Source organism: Pedobacter sp. N36a, from assembly GCF_014472395.1.
GTDB lineage: Bacteria > Bacteroidota > Bacteroidia > Sphingobacteriales > Sphingobacteriaceae > Pedobacter.
Map to the genome: position 1 here is coordinate 490312 of NZ_JACSZW010000001.1, position 15227 is coordinate 505538.

The 15227-nt window shown below is 39.9% G+C and carries 13 protein-coding genes, 1 tRNA gene and 1 other RNA gene; 12 read left to right on the plus strand and 3 right to left on the minus strand.

Annotated features, from left to right (window positions below; translation table 11 throughout):
• Positions 1-151: 151 nt before the first annotated feature.
• Positions 152-225: transfer RNA gene (locus H9X96_RS02290), tRNA-Ile, on the minus strand.
• A 67-nt stretch (positions 226-292) separates the two neighbouring features.
• Between H9X96_RS02290 and H9X96_RS02295 the strand changes: the two genes are divergently transcribed.
• The 3 genes from H9X96_RS02295 to H9X96_RS02305 all read left to right on the plus strand — a co-directional run bounded on the left by H9X96_RS02295 (position 293) and on the right by H9X96_RS02305 (position 2909).
• Positions 293-928 carry an HAD family phosphatase gene (locus tag H9X96_RS02295; protein ID WP_187664710.1) on the plus strand — a complete coding sequence of 212 codons (636 nt, stop codon included), beginning with the start codon at positions 293-295 and terminating at the stop codon, positions 926-928.
• Positions 929-978: 50 nt separating this feature from the next.
• A complete protein-coding gene (locus tag H9X96_RS02300; RefSeq protein WP_062549866.1) occupies positions 979-1296 on the plus strand; it encodes a DUF962 domain-containing protein in 318 nt (105 codons plus the stop codon).
• A gap of 107 nt (positions 1297-1403) precedes the next feature.
• Positions 1404-2909, plus strand: coding sequence for a catalase (locus H9X96_RS02305; RefSeq protein ID WP_187664711.1), 1506 nt, complete (start codon positions 1404-1406; stop codon positions 2907-2909).
• 73 nt (positions 2910-2982) lie between these two features.
• Here the strand turns inward: H9X96_RS02305 and H9X96_RS02310 are convergent, their stop codons facing one another.
• Complete coding sequence (locus tag H9X96_RS02310; protein ID WP_187664712.1) at positions 2983-4167, minus strand: proline dehydrogenase family protein; 1185 nt, start codon at positions 4165-4167, stop codon at positions 2983-2985.
• Positions 4168-4264: 97 nt separating this feature from the next.
• Here H9X96_RS02310 and H9X96_RS02315 point away from each other — a divergent pair, with 97 nt between their 5' ends.
• The 6 genes from H9X96_RS02315 (at position 4265) to aroC (ending at position 10355) form a co-directional block, all read left to right on the plus strand.
• Positions 4265-4471 carry an RNA-binding S4 domain-containing protein gene (locus H9X96_RS02315; RefSeq protein ID WP_062551138.1) on the plus strand — a complete coding sequence of 69 codons (207 nt, stop codon included), beginning with the start codon at positions 4265-4267 and terminating at the stop codon, positions 4469-4471.
• Complete coding sequence (gene aroB, locus H9X96_RS02320; protein ID WP_187664713.1) at positions 4471-5535, plus strand: 3-dehydroquinate synthase; 1065 nt, start codon at positions 4471-4473, stop codon at positions 5533-5535. Before H9X96_RS02315 ends, aroB begins: the two co-directional genes overlap by 1 nt.
• 404 nt (positions 5536-5939) lie before the next feature.
• Positions 5940-6776 carry a prephenate dehydratase gene (locus H9X96_RS02325; protein ID WP_187664714.1) on the plus strand — a complete coding sequence of 279 codons (837 nt, stop codon included), beginning with the start codon at positions 5940-5942 and terminating at the stop codon, positions 6774-6776.
• Between the two features lie 65 nt (positions 6777-6841).
• Entirely contained in the window at positions 6842-7981 is a 1140-nt protein-coding gene (locus H9X96_RS02330) for a chorismate mutase (protein ID WP_187664715.1), read from the plus strand.
• Between the two features lie 2 nt (positions 7982-7983).
• Entirely contained in the window at positions 7984-9237 is a 1254-nt protein-coding gene (gene aroA / locus H9X96_RS02335; protein ID WP_187664716.1) for a 3-phosphoshikimate 1-carboxyvinyltransferase, read from the plus strand.
• A gap of 23 nt (positions 9238-9260) precedes the next feature.
• Positions 9261-10355 (plus strand): chorismate synthase, encoded by a 1095-nt coding sequence (gene aroC, locus H9X96_RS02340; protein ID WP_187664717.1) that lies wholly within the window; start codon positions 9261-9263, stop codon positions 10353-10355.
• 90 nt (positions 10356-10445) lie between these two features.
• Here the strand turns inward: aroC and H9X96_RS02345 are convergent, their stop codons facing one another.
• Positions 10446-12869, minus strand: a complete 2424-nt coding sequence (locus tag H9X96_RS02345; RefSeq protein WP_187664718.1) for a thiamine pyrophosphate-dependent enzyme — start codon at positions 12867-12869, stop codon at positions 10446-10448.
• A gap of 132 nt (positions 12870-13001) precedes the next feature.
• On the opposite strand from H9X96_RS02345, the gene H9X96_RS02350 reads away from it, so the two are divergent.
• The 3 genes from H9X96_RS02350 (at position 13002) to ssrA (ending at position 15053) form a co-directional block, all read left to right on the plus strand.
• Positions 13002-13394, plus strand: coding sequence for a DUF1573 domain-containing protein (locus H9X96_RS02350; protein ID WP_187664719.1), 393 nt, complete (start codon positions 13002-13004; stop codon positions 13392-13394).
• Positions 13395-13455: 61 nt separating this feature from the next.
• The gene (locus tag H9X96_RS02355; RefSeq protein ID WP_187664720.1) at positions 13456-14658 is read left to right on the plus strand and encodes a pyridoxal phosphate-dependent aminotransferase; all 1203 of its coding nucleotides are present in this window, start codon (positions 13456-13458) and stop codon (positions 14656-14658) included.
• Between the two features lie 28 nt (positions 14659-14686).
• Positions 14687-15053: a transfer-messenger RNA gene (gene ssrA / locus H9X96_RS02360) on the plus strand.
• Positions 15054-15227 lie beyond the last annotated feature (174 nt).

The window sequence follows — 15227 nt, forward strand, 5'->3', positions numbered from 1 at the left end:
GAATATTGAATAGAGTCCTTTTGCAAGTAATACCTTTCGCAAAAAAATCTATTGAGCTCGAATCAAAAAATAGCCTTTACACTATTATTAAGGCCGATAAAAATTTCCATAAAAAAACAAAACCCTCTTTACGGAGTGTAAAGAGGGTTTGTGGGCCATGATGGGCTCGAACCATCGACCAAAAGATTATGAGTCTTCTACTCTAACCAGCTGAGCTAATGGCCCTGAAAAATCATATTGATTTTGCGAATGCAATGTTACATATTTGAATCGAATTTTGGAAACACTTTACATGAAAAAAATAAAAAACATCATCTTCGATTATGGCAACGTGATCTTTGAAATAGACTTTAAACGGGCTCAAGAAGCTCTTATCCAACTCGGTATCGAGAATATCGAAGACTTTTTTGCGCATAAAAGTCACCACAATATTTTTAATGATCTGGAGACCGCAGCGATCAGTCCAGCCGAATTTAGGACCGGAATTAGGGAAGCATCGTCAAAAAAAGACATCACAGATGAACAAATTGATGCTGCTTGGAACAGTTTATTGATTGGAGTTCCAGAAAATGTGCATGAAGTATTGTTAAAAGTGAAGGAAAAATACCGCACATTTTTACTGAGCAACAACAATGAAATCCATTACAACTGGATCGTGGATTACCTGAAAAGAGAATTCGATATGCCGGACAACAGCAGCCTATTTGAAAAAGCATACTATTCTCAGCAAATGTTCCTAAGAAAACCTCATGTAGAAATATTTGAAAAGGTTTTAAAAGAGAATAACCTCGATCCAGAAGAGACTTTGTTTATTGACGACAGTCCGCAGCACCTGGTTGGCGCAAAAGCCGCAGGTATGCAGACCTTATTGATGACAAAACACCCGAAATACCTTGAGGACGTATTAATAGCGCACGAGATCTTATAATGGCTCCCGAAAAAACTGTAAATTGCAGGCCTAAATAAAAATCACACGTAATGACTGAGCAAAAGTTTAAAACTCTGAAAGAATTCTATCCATACTATTTAACAGAGCATACAAATTTAACCAGTCGAGTGTTGCATTTTATAGGAACAGGGCTCGTTATTCTTTCTGTATTTACAGGAATCCTGTTTCATGAATGGCGTTTCATTTTAGCGACGCCATTCCTGGGATATGGTTTTGCCTGGATTGGTCATTTCTTTTTCGAAAAGAACAAACCTTCCACCTTCAAATATCCGATGTACAGTCTGGCCAGCGACTTCCTCTTGTTCTGGGATTTATTGACCGGGCATCAGGACTTCAAAGTAAAGTAGTTTCCAGATTATCAGCATAGAAAAACTCTATATCAGTATAGATATTTGCAGTTTGATGTCGAAAATTATTATCCATAGGTTTACAAAAAAACAATAAATCAATGTTTATGGAAAATAACAACACGAACAATCGTAAACTCACTACTGCATCTGGGAGACCTTATGCTGAACATGAGAATACACAATCTGTAGGAAGCCGTGGTCCATTACTTCTTCAAGACTTTATTCTCCATGAAAAGATGGCTCACTTTAATAGGGAAAGGATTCCTGAACGCGTAGTTCATGCAAAAGGCACCGGTGCTTACGGTATATTTAAAGTAACACACGACATCACCCAACATACAAAAGCCAAAATCTTCGGAGCTATTGGCAATGAATGCAAAGTATTTCTAAGATTTTCTACCGTTGGTGGTGAAAAAGGCAGTGCCGATTCTGAAAGAGATCCACGCGGCTTTGCTATTAAATTCTATACCGAAGACGGAAACTGGGATCTTGTTGGAAACAACACACCGGTATTCTTCGTTAAAGATCCTAAAAAATTCAGTGATTTCATTCATACTCAAAAGAGAGATCCAAGAACAAATTTGAAAAGCCCTACTATGATGTGGGATTTCTGGTCGCTAAATCCAGAAAGCTTACACCAGGTGCTGATTTTAATGTCTGATCGCGGTACTCCCTATTCGCTCCGTAATATGGACGGATTTGGAAGTCACACTTACTCCTTCATCAATAAAGATAATGAGCGTGTATGGGTAAAATTCCATTTTAAAACACAGCAGGGCATTAAGAACTTTACCGGTCCGGAAGCTGATGCGATGCGTACCCAGGATATGGATCATTCTCAACGCGATTTAGTTGAGGCGATTGACCGTGGCGACTTCCCTAAGTGGGACTTAAAAATCCAGGTAATGACTGAAGCGGAAGCAAAAACTTTTAGATGGAATCCATTTGACCTGACTAAAGTATGGCCGCATGGCGAATTCCCGCTGATAGATGTAGGCGTACTTGAATTGAATCAAATCCCTAGAAACTACTTCGCTCATGTGGAGCAGTCAGCATTTGCACCTTCTAATACTGTAGATGGTATTGGTTATTCGCCGGATAGAATGCTTCAGGGACGTATATTGTCTTATGCAGATGCACATCGCTATCGCTTAGGAGTAAATTATGAACAGATTCCTGTAAATGCCTGTCCGTTTATGGTAAACAATTACCACCGTGATGGTCAAATGAGGATTGACGACAATGGAAATGACGATCCAAATTACTACCCGAATAGCTTTGGGGATGTCATTCCTGATCAAAGCTATAAAGAGCCGGCATGGGAATTAGATTCTAACGTGGCCGATTGGTACGATAGAAATGCTGGTCCTGGTGATAACGACCATTATACTCAGCCAGGTGACCTTTATCGCAAAGTAATGAGCCCGGAAGACCGCATAAATCTGGTGAACAATATTGTGGGTGCTATGAGCGGCATCACTGGCCCCAAGAAAGCACAAATCATCAATTTACAATTGTGTCATTTCTTTAGAGCGGATATTCAATTGGGAATGTCTGTGGCTAAAGGATTGGGTGTAGATGTGGATCAGGCTATGGCAAGTAAACACTAGTCGAAACTTGTAAAAGTTCTAAATAAAAAATCCCCGTCTGATATTCAGGCGGGGATTTTCATTGGTCATCGAATTATAATCTTCTGCGTTGTTTTTCTTTCATGATCAAACCAAGCTCTCTGCTCGTTTGTCCGGCAATGGAAGTGTTTTCCTGTGCTCTTCTGAAAAGATACGGCATAACCGCTTTAATTGGTCCGTAAGGAACATATTTAGCTACATTGTAACCGGCATCTGAAAGGTTAAAACTTAAATTATCGCTCATTCCCAACAACTGTGCAAAATATACATGTGGATGGTTATGGTCTACTTTATGTTTGTCTAATAGTTCCGCAAGCACTCTACAGCTGTCTTCATTATGCGTACCACAAACAATAGCAATCTCCTCAATATGCGCCATGCAGTAGTTTAATGATTCATCATAATCTCTATCTGAGGCTGCTTTGTTAGGTTGAATTGGAGATAAATAGCCCATTTCTTCCGCTCTTTTTCTCTCTTTCTCCATATAAGCACCTCTTACCATTTTCACACCCAGAATATAACCTGCTGCTTTAGCGATCAAATGATCTGCTTTCATGTCAGCCAGTTTATCATGACGGTACATTTGATAAGTATTGTAAACAATGATACGCTCTCTGTTGAATAAACGCATCATATCTATTGCCAGCTCATCAATCGTATCCTGAATCCAGGTTTCTTCTGCATCCACCATGATTGGTACGTTTTTATCATAAGCCACTCTGCAAATCTTCTCACATCTGGCTTTCACTTTAGCAAATTCTGCTTCTTCAGCTGCAGTTAAAGCTTTTTTTGCATCTAGTTTTTCCAACAATCCGAAACGACCAATCCCCGTCACTTTAAATACAGAAATCGGAAGACGTTTATCTCCTGCTGCTCTGTTTATCGTTCTGATGATCTCTTCACAGGTAAAATCAAATACTGCTTCTTCCTCTTCTCCTTCTACCGAATAATCCAAAATGGTACCTACGTTTCCTGCTGCCAATTGCTCAATCGTGCGCTCACACTCCGCAATTGTTTCTCCACCACAAAAATGTTTAAAAATTGTAGCCTTGATGATTGATTTAATAGGCAAGCCTACATTTAGGAAAAAATTGGTGATTGGAGGGCCAACTTTTGTTAAAAAATTACTGCTGATTACCTTGAAAAGCCAATATCCAGCGTTTAGTTCTGAATTAGATTGGTTACGAAAAGCAACCTCGGTGTTGTCAAAGTTTAGTGTTTTTTTGGGGAAAATTTCCATTTAATTCGTATGGTTAGTCATATTGCATGCAAAAGTATAAATTCCAAGGCTATCCATGGTACAACACTTTATAAATAATTGTAAATTTGCAGGTATAATGATAGAATTCAAATTAGAAGGTGAGTTTATTCCACTCATTCAGTTGCTAAAAGCAACTTCACTAGTACAAAGTGGTGGCGAAGCACAAACTGTTGTAGAAGACGGTTTGGTAAGATATAATGGCAAAGTAGACTTCCGTAAGAGGTTGAAAGTACGCGTAGGCGATGTAATTAGCTTTATGGGTCAACAAATAACCGTAATTTAATGAACGTTATAGAAAGCTCAGGCCATAACATCCACTTTGAATCGGAACTTGCGCCATTAGCACAAATCATAGAAGAAGGCAACTACAGTAAGGTTTTTATCTTCGTAGACAGGAATACATCAGAATTTTGTTTGCCATTGCTTCAGGGGATGCTGGACGATTATACAAATTTCGATCTAATTGAAACCGATCCTGGGGAAGAGAACAAGAACATTGATTTTTGCATCGGTATCTGGAAGACCTTATTAGATTTTGAAGCAGATCGCAAATGTTTGATGATCAACCTCGGTGGGGGTGTGATTACAGATATGGGTGGTTTCATTGCATCAACTTATAAAAGGGGCATTGATTTCATCAATATTCCAACTACCTTATTGGCACAAGTTGATGCTTCTGTAGGTGGAAAAACAGGTATCGACATTGATAATGTAAAAAATATGGTAGGTACATTTGCCCTTCCACAAGCTGTATTTATCGAAACATCCTTCCTGAAAACACTTCCTGAAAGAGAATTACTATCTGGCTTTGCAGAGATGATCAAACATGGTTTGATTGTAGATGCCGCTTATTACGAGCGTTTAAAAGTTGCCGACTATAAAAACATCGCTCCTATTGAGGTTCACCGTTCTGTAGAAATCAAGAATGAGGTCGTTACTGAGGATCCTCAGGAAAAAGGTCGTCGTAAAATATTAAACTTTGGTCATACCATCGGTCATGCTGTAGAAAGTTATGCCCTGATTAATGATAAATCACCGCTTACTCATGGGGAGGCCATCGCCGTAGGAATGGTTGCGGAAGCTTACTTATCGAGCACAAATAACACGCTGACTCCTGAAGAACTGGAAGACATTACCAAGTATATCCTTAGCATCTACCCTGCATATCACATCAAAAAGGAAAGTTTTACCGACCTTTTAGGCTTCATGCAGAGTGACAAAAAGAACGAACACGGGCAAATTATGTTTTCTTTACTTAGTAAAATTGGTGCTTGCGACTATAATTGCATCGTTACAGAAAAGGATATTTTAGCTGCTCTGTCCTACTATAACAATCAGGCTAAATAAGGCGTTAAATAGATTTTTACTGCATTTTTTATAAAATAATTGTCGGCCCATTTTTCACAAAAACACCTAATGTTTTGTGATACAACGAATAACAACCGACACACCATAAATAATTTTTTTAAAGAAAGTATTGACAAATTAAATTTTGTTAGTACATTTGGAAAAACGAAAACGAAAAAACAATCGAGATGAAAAATGTTACTACATATTGGTTTGGTTACTTTTACTACTTTAGTAAGAGCCGGGACTGATATGCAACATAAATCATAAGATAAGAGTGTATATGAAAAGTCCCGGCCTAAAGCCGGGACTTTTTTTTTAAGAAAAAATTTGGACCCCGCAGAAGAACAGCAACACCATCCTTCCGGAAGCAATAAGAACCACAGAAAATTCAATTAGGCAAAATGAAACAGAAAAAAACAAGAGTAGCAATTCAAGGTATTAAAGCGTCATTTCACGAAGAAGCCGCTTTCAAGTTCTTCGGAAAAGACATTGAAACCATAGAATGTAATTCTTTTAAACAGACTTGCGAAAGCCTGGAAAACAAGCAGTCTGATTTTGTAATCATGGCTATTGAAAACTCTATTGCGGGGAGCCTTTTACCAAACTACACACTGATCCGTGAGTACAATTTCGCCATCGTTGGTGAGGTTTACCTGCCGATTCAATTGCACCTGATGGCTTTGCCAGGGGTTAAATTTGAAGACATTAAATTTGCGACTTCCCACCCGATTGCGATTCGTCAATGTGTAGATTTCTTCGATGATTTCCCACATATCCAAGTGATTGAAAGCAACGATACTGCAGCTTGTGCAAAACGCATTAAAGAAGAACAACTAACTGACACCGTAGCTATCGCAAATACTTTAGCTGCAGAATTATACGGACTAAACATCATTGAAAGAAGAATTGAGTCCAACAAAAAGAATTACACGCGTTTCCTAGTGTTAAAAAAAGACAAAACAGACGATTTGCCGGAAATCAACAAAGCATCCATCTGCTTCCAGGTAGGTAACCATGTTGGAGCCTTATCTAAAGTACTCAACATCTTTGCGGAGCAGGAAGTGAACTTAACAAAAATTCAAAGCATGCCTGTTCTTGGTAAAAGAAACGAATACTACTTCTATGTAGACATGGAATGGACCAGCAATGAACAATATGACAAAGCCATCCGTCAAACTTTAAAATACACGGTAAACTTCAATATCATGGGAGAATACTTAAGAAACGATAAAGTCTAATACAAGAAAACCCCGATACAAATAGAAAACCCTTCATAAAACATACAATAAAAACCCCAACAAAAATGAAATTACAATTGAACATCCAGCCAATCAGTACTTGGTTGAACACCAACAACGAACCACTAATCATTTCAGGACCATGCAGTGCAGAAACTGAAGAACAATTGTTAACTACCGCACATTTACTAGCTGCAACAGGTAAAGTATCTGTTCTTAGAGCTGGTATCTGGAAGCCACGTACTCGTCCAGGAGAATTCGAAGGTATCGGAAGCATTGGATTAGAGTGGTTGAAGAGAGCAAAAGCAGAAACAGGTTTACCTACTGCTGTAGAAGTTGCCAACGCAAAACATGTGGAAGAAGCTTTAGCGGCTGGTGTAGACATCCTTTGGATTGGTGCACGTTCAACTGTAAATCCATTCTGCGTACAGGAAATTGCTGACGCTTTAAGAGGTGTTGACGTTCCAGTATTGGTTAAAAACCCAGTTAATCCTGATCTTCAATTGTGGATTGGTGCATTAGAGCGTATCAACGGTGCTGGTATCACTAAATTAGGTGCGATTCACCGTGGTTTCTCTTCATTCGAGAAAAGCTCATTCCGTAACGAACCCATGTGGGAACTTGCGATTCAATTGAAAACTTTATGTCCTGATCTTCCGATCATCAACGACCCAAGTCATATCTGCGGTAACCGCGAATTAATCCCTTACATCTCCCAAAAAGCGCTTGATTTAGACATGCAAGGTCTAATGATTGAGTCCCATGTTGACCCATCAGTAGCCTGGACAGATGCTAAACAACAAGTAACTCCTGCAGCTTTAAGTGAGCTTGTAGAGCGTTTAACAGTTCGTGAGCCAGAATCTCAAAACGAAGCATTTGTAGATCAATTGGCTGATTTACGTAAGCAGATCGACAAAATTGACGATCAATTGTTACAGAAACTAGGTGAGCGTATGGCGATTGTAGGTAAAATTGGCGAGTTCAAACGCGATAACCAAGTAACTATTTTACAAGTTAACCGTTGGGATTCGATCATGAACAAAGGTAAAGCATTTGCAAAGGCATTGAAATTAGACCTGAGCTTTACTGAGAAATTCTTAGAATTGGTTCACGGTGAGTCTATCCGTAAGCAAACAGAAATCATGAACGCTGGCAAAGTAGAAAAAGGTCTTGCAGCAGAAACACATACAGAAGTTAAATCTTAAGAATGAGTAAGCATGCACTTGTTTCTTTTACCGGAAACACAGAAATCCATACAGAGATCACCCTTACGGGTTCAAAAAGCGAGTGCAACAGGGCATTAATCATTAGTGCTTCAAGTAAGGGAGCGGTAAAAGTAGAGAATATGTCTATCGCTGCCGATTCCGTTACACTTGAACGCATCTTAAATCAGATTTCAACCGCAGCTCCACATCAACAAACCGTTGATGTGGGACCAGCGGGTACTGCCATGCGCTTTTTAACGGCTTACCTTCCTACCCTTCCAGGTGAGTTTTTGCTCACTGGGACCGAAAGAATGAAACAACGTCCGATCGGTATTCTAGCAGAAGCTTTAAAAACAGTAGGCGCCGATATCAGCTATGCTGAACAAGAAGGCTTTCCTCCATTGAACATCCAGGGTCCATTAAAACAAACTCAGGCAACTGTAAAAATCAAGGGAGACATCAGCAGTCAGTATATTTCTGCCTTGCTGATGATTGCCCCGACTTTGGAACAGGGTCTTACTTTACAGATTGAAGGCGAATTAACCTCCCTTCCATATGTAAACATGACACTGAATATGCTGGAAGAAGCCGGTATCAGTCATTCTTGGGATGGCCAAAACATCAGCATCCAACCACAGCCTTTTAAAGCGGCAACATTAGTAGTAGAACCAGATTGGAGCGCTGCTTCTTACTGGTACAGCATTGCTTGTCTGGCTGAAAAAGCAGAAATCACGCTTCCTTATTTAAAAGAAAAAAGCTTGCAAGGTGATAGCCGAATCCGGTCTATCATGACTGCTTTTGGCGTAAAAACCACAACCACAGCTCAAGGAATTACGTTGACTTCTACGGATAAAGATTTCGGATCAGAAGTTTTAGACCTTAAAGATTGTCCGGATTTAGCACAGACCATTATCGTATGTGCAGCTGCTTTGAAGCAAAACCTTGCTTTCACCGGATTGGAAACCTTAAAAATTAAAGAAACCGACCGTGTTAAAGCCTTACAAAATGAACTTGCAAAAATTGGTGTAACTTTAAATGAAGACAACCTGGTTTATACTTTAGACTGCGAGAACCTTCATTTCCCTGAGCGCGTTACTTTCAGCACTTATGAAGATCACCGCATGGCGATGGCTTTTGCTCCGCTTAGTTTGCTGATCAAAGAAGTGGTATTGGAAGAAATGGATGTGGTAGAGAAATCATACCCAGACTTTTGGAAAGACCTGCAAAAAGCAGGATTTACAGTTACAGTGATTTAAATTAACCTATAAACTAACGAAAAATGGCAGGTAATACATTCGGACAATTATTTCGCATCAGCACTTTTGGCGAATCACATGGTGCAGCTATTGGTGTTATTTTAGATGGCTGTCCGGCACAATTGCCCATAGATCTGGATTTTATTCAGTCGGAACTGGATAAACGCAGACCCGGACAATCGAAAATTACCACACAAAGGAAAGAAAGCGATACTGTTCAGATTCTTTCTGGCGTATTTGAAGGTAAGAGTACTGGTACTCCTATTGCGATGCTGATTCCAAATGAAGATCAGCGCAGCAAAGACTACAGTCACAATACCGATGTTTACCGTCCTTCTCATGCAGATTACACTTATGATGCAAAATATGGCATCCGCGATCACCGTGGTGGTGGCCGTTCCTCCGCAAGAGAAACTGCTGCACGCGTAGCTGCTGGTGCGATTGCCAAGTTGTTTTTAAAACACCATGGTATTGAAATCTTTGCCCATGTATCTGCAGTAGGCAAAATTAATGCGCCAAACCTGGAAGCTTCTTTAACTGTAGATCAGCTATTGGAGATCAGAGAAGAAAACATCGTACGTTGCGCAGACCCTGCTACGGCAAAGGAAATGATCGAATGTATTGATGGCATTAGAAAAGATGGGGATACGATTGGTGGAAAAGTAAGCTGTATCATCAGAAATTGTCCGGTTGGCTTAGGCGAGCCTGTTTTTGATAAATTACATGCTGATCTTGGAAAAGCAATGCTGAGCATCAATGCGGTACATGGCTTTGAATATGGTTCAGGATTTAGCGGAAGCGAAATGAGAGGATCAGAACACAATGACATCTTCCTTGTTGGAAAAGATCAGCCTAGAACATTAACCAACTTCTCTGGAGGAATTCAGGGAGGTATTGCTAACGGCATGCAAATCGACTTTACAGTTGCCTTTAAGCCTGTAGCAACGATTATGCACAACCAACAGACTATCAATGCAGCTGGTGAGGCCGCAGAAATTAAAGGAAAAGGTCGTCATGATCCATGTGTGGTACCTCGTGCAGTCGTGATTGTGGAAGCAATGGCTGCCTTGGTGTTAGCAGATCAGTTACTTAGAAATAAGAGCAGCAAATTGGACTAATCCAAGCGCCGCTTAATGGTCAGAAATCTGGCTCATAAAAAAAGGTGTTCCTCATTGAGAAACACCTTTTTTTATATAAGTCAGAATTTATTAGAATATAGCGGGATATTTAACTGCATTATGTTCATGCATCATTTGGTAAACAGCTTCTACGATATCATCTACAGAAGGTTTAGTGAAATAATCACCATCTGAACCATACGGAGGACGATGCGCTTTTGCGCTGATCGTTTTTGGCTGTGCATCCAGGCTATAATAACCTTTTTGCTCTTCTAGCACTTGCTGTAAAATGAAAGCAGATCCACCACCTGGCACATCTTCATCTACCACCAGTAATTTGTTGGTTTTTGTTAATGACTGGGCGCAAAGTTTATCTGTATCGAAAGGAAGTAAGGTCTGAGGATCGATAATCTCCACAGAAATACCGAATTGAGCCAGTTCTTCAGCCGCTTCTTCGACTACTCTGAGCGTTGAACCGTAAGAAACGATCGTTAAATCTGTTCCTTCTTTTACCACTTCAGCTTTACCTAATGGAACGGTATATTCTCCTACATTTTCAGGAAGCTTTTCTTTTAATCTATATCCATTCAGACATTCAATGACTAAAGCGGGTTCGTCAGATCTAAATAAAGTATTGTACATACCGGCAGCCTGAGTCATGTTACGAGGCACACAAATGTGTAATCCGCGCAATGAACCTAAGATCATTCCCATAGGAGATCCAGAATGCCATACGCCTTCTAATCTGTGTCCGCGGGTTCTGATGATGACTGGTGCTTTTTGTCCAGCTTTAGTACGGTAAGATAAACTGGCCAGATCATCACTCAATACATTCAGTGCAAACAATAGGTAATCCAGGTATTGAATTTCAGCGATTGGCTTTAAGCCTCTCAATGCCAATCCAATTCCCTGACCAACAATCGTCATTTCTCTGATTCCTGTATCGGTAATTCTCAGGTCTCCATATTTAGCCTGTAAGCCAGCAAAACCCTGATTTACATCACCAATGGCACCTAAATCTTCTCCAAAAGCAACTAGTCTTGGATCACGGCCAAAGTTTGCATCAAAACAAGCGTTTAGCAATTCGCGTCCATCCACCATTTTGCTGGATTCAGAATACTCCGCATTAACCTCATTTACTAAGAATGGGCTTTCTTTTCCGTCGGTAAATAATTTCGAGTTGTATCTTTCTGCATTCAGCTCACTTTGCTCGTTATACCATTGCAACAGTGCTGTTCTTTCGCTGCTCAACTGATGAACGGTTAAGCGCAATGCTTTTCTCGCAGAAGAAATCACTTCTTTACGCATGGCATCAGGCGTACTGGCCAATTGAGCAGTAATTCTGGTAATTGCAGGATTTCCGTTAGCTACATTATTGATCAGCTCAATTACCTGGTCTTTTTCAGCTTTAATAGAGGCAAGGAATTCATTCCAGGCTTCTTTCTGGGTATCACGAACCATTTTCTTAGCCGTGTTTTCCATTTCCACCAATTCCTCATCAGAGATAATGGCAGATTCGATCATCCATTTACGCATCTGAAGGATACAATCGTACTCTTTTTCCCAATCTAAACGCGCTTTATCTTTATAGCGCTCATGAGAACCTGAAGTAGAGTGTCCTTGTGGCTGTGTCACCTCGGTGACGTGGATCATTACCGGTACATGTTCTGTACGGCAAACATCTATCGCTTTTTGGTAAGTTTCACATAGCGCCGGGTAGTCCCAGCCTCGTACTTTAAAGATCTCATATCCTTCTGCATTTTCATCCCTTTGAAAACCTTTGAGAATCTCAGAAATATCTTCTTTAGTGGTTTGAAATTTTGCAGGAACAGAAATTCCATATCCATCATCCCAAACAGAGATGGCCATAGGAATCTGTAATACACCAGCCGCGTTAATAGCTTCGAAAAAGATCCCTTCAGAAGTCGAGGCATTGCCGATCGTTCCGAAAGCTACTTCATTTCCTTCCACAGAAAAGTTTTTCAGGTATTCCAGTTCAGGATTCTGTCTGAATAATTTCGATGCATAAGCCAGTCCGACTAATCTCGCCATTTGTCCACCAGTTGGTGCAATGTCTGAAGAAGAGTTTTTCATGGCTGTCTGGTCTTTCCAATTTCCGTCTTCATCGATAGAACGGCTTGCAAAGTGACAGTTCATTTGTCTGCCTGCGGATGCAGGCTCAGCTTCAACGCTAGGGTTGGCATATAATTGGGCAAAAAATTCTTTGATGGTGCAGATGCCTGTCGCAAATGCAAAAGTCTGATCTCTGTAATACCCAGCGCGCCAATCTCCATTCTTAAAGGCCTTCGCCATGGCAATCTGTGGAATTTCCTTTCCATCACCAAAAATACCAAACTTAGCCTTGCCCGTTAATACCTCCTTACGACCTAATAAACTGGCTTGTCTACTTTCGAAAGCTATTTTATAATCGTTTACCACAATAGTCTTGAAGTCCTCAAAACTTAACTCTGAAGCGTCAATAGGATTGGTAGTAGGTGTAATATCCGGCATCATAAGCAATATTAGTTAGGGCACAAAGATACATAAAATCTAAAGTATGACTTATGGCTGTTCTGTAATTTATATATTGGAATACTTTTTGATTTATGAATCAAAAGTTTAAATTTGCTTTAAATCACCATAATCATGAAAAAGTTATTACTATTATTTACATTAATTTTAGGAGTAAGTATTGCTACTAATGCTCAAACTAAACCGGCTGAGTTCAAATTTGATAAGGAGCTGAACGATTTTGGTAAAATCCCTGTTAACAAAGCTGCAACCGTTGAATTTAAGTTCGTAAACATTGGCGATCAACCATTAATCATTTCAAAAGTAGAAACGACTTGTGGTTGTACTGTTCCTGAATACACTCAAATTCCTGTTAAAAAAGGAGAAGCTGGTAGCATCAAAGTTACTTATAACCCAACTGGTGCTGCAATGCCATTCAGCAAAGCGATTACGATCACTTCAAATGCTAAAACCACTACTAAAGTTTTATACATTAAAGGTGAAACTGTAGCGGCTCCTACTAAGTAATTTTATAAACGATATTTTTATTAAGACCTCGTTCCACAACGAGGTCTTTTATTTTTGCGATATGCCTAACATTTCAGAAAAAGGGTTCCAAATGCCCGCATCACCAATCAGAAAGCTAACTCCATTTGCTGACCAGGCAAAAAAAGATGGCAAAAAAGTGTTTCATTTGAACATTGGCCAACCAGATATAGCTACACCAGAAGGCATGTTAAATGCCATCAAAAACATAGACTTTGACGTATGGGCTTATACCCCATCAGAAGGGACGCTATCTTACAGGACCAAATTAGCGGAATACTATAACAAATTAGGTTATAACATCACTCCAGCAGATATTTTAGTGACGGTGGGTGGATCAGAGGCGATCACTATTGCCATGCAAACCTGCGTAAATGAAGGTGATGAGATCATTATTCCAGAGCCTTTCTACGCCAACTATAATGGTTTTGCCTGTATGAGTAATGTAGTGGTAAAACCGATCTTATCACATATTGAGAATGGCTTTGCCCTTCCTCCTATCGCTGAGTTCGAGAAATTAATCACGCCGCGCACCAAAGCAATTATTATCTGTAACCCGAATAACCCTACTGGTTATTTATACTCTAAAGAAGAATTAGAAGCGCTAAAAGAGCTTTGCTTGAAATACGATTTATTCTTGTTTTCTGATGAGGCTTACCGCGAATTCTGCTATGATGGAAAAGAGTTCATTTCTCCAATGCATTTAGATGGATTAGAAGAGAATGTAGTGATCATGGATACCGTATCTAAAAGATACAGTGCTTGTGGCGCAAGGTTAGGCTGTTTGATTACTAAAAACAAGGCAGTGATCCAATCTGGGTTAAAATTTGCTCAGGCAAGATTAAGTCCGGGAATGGTCGAACAGATTGCCGGTACCGCAGCAGTAGACACTCCAGACAGTTATTTTGAGGCCGTTAATAAAGAATATACGCTTCGCAGGGATACAATTGTAAAAAGATTGAATGCAATTGAAGGTGTTTTTTGTCCGAATCCAGGCGGTGCATTTTACGTGGTAGCGAAGTTTCCAATTGATGATGCTGACGTATTTTGTCAGTGGATGTTAGAAAGCTTTGAGCATAACAATCAAACAGTTATGATGGCTCCTGCTACAGGTTTCTACTCTACTCCTGGTTCTGGAAAAAACGAAGTGAGAATGGCTTATGTCTTAAATACTGATGATATTAACCAAGCTATGGATTGTCTGGAAATTGCATTAAAACAATATCCTGGTAGAACTATGGCATAAATTTCGTAGATTTGTGTTACTAACACATGGGGCCGTTTTGGATTTGACAGGGTGGCGCTACGTATGTTAGCATGCAGTGCGTTGTACGGCGAGCACTTAAAAGAGAACGTTCACACTATAATTGGCGAAAATAACTACGCCTTAGCTGCCTAATTTAGAATTACGCTAGCTTTTGTCCCTCTGACTGCTGCATTGTTAGGTTAGAATATGGGGCATCGAAATAACAATGCTGGCTGCTGATAGGTACGGATTAGCGGCGAGATAAAGTACCTAAGGAAAAAGACAAGGTAGGTTTCCGGCCCGTCTGCTCCCGACAATAAATTGGAAAACAAGCATGTAGAAGGCATAACTTATCACACAACTGGACAAGGGTTCGAACCCCTTCGGCTCCACAGTTAAAACCTCTATTTTACTGATCTACAGATAGTTAGTTCTTTAAAATAGAGGTTTGTTTTTTATTGGCGTATTTTTAAATACATGATAATCAAATAGATAAGAGTTCGACTCCCCTCCCACACCCGACTCATCGTTCAATCATGAACACAATCAACTGATTATCAACCCAACCC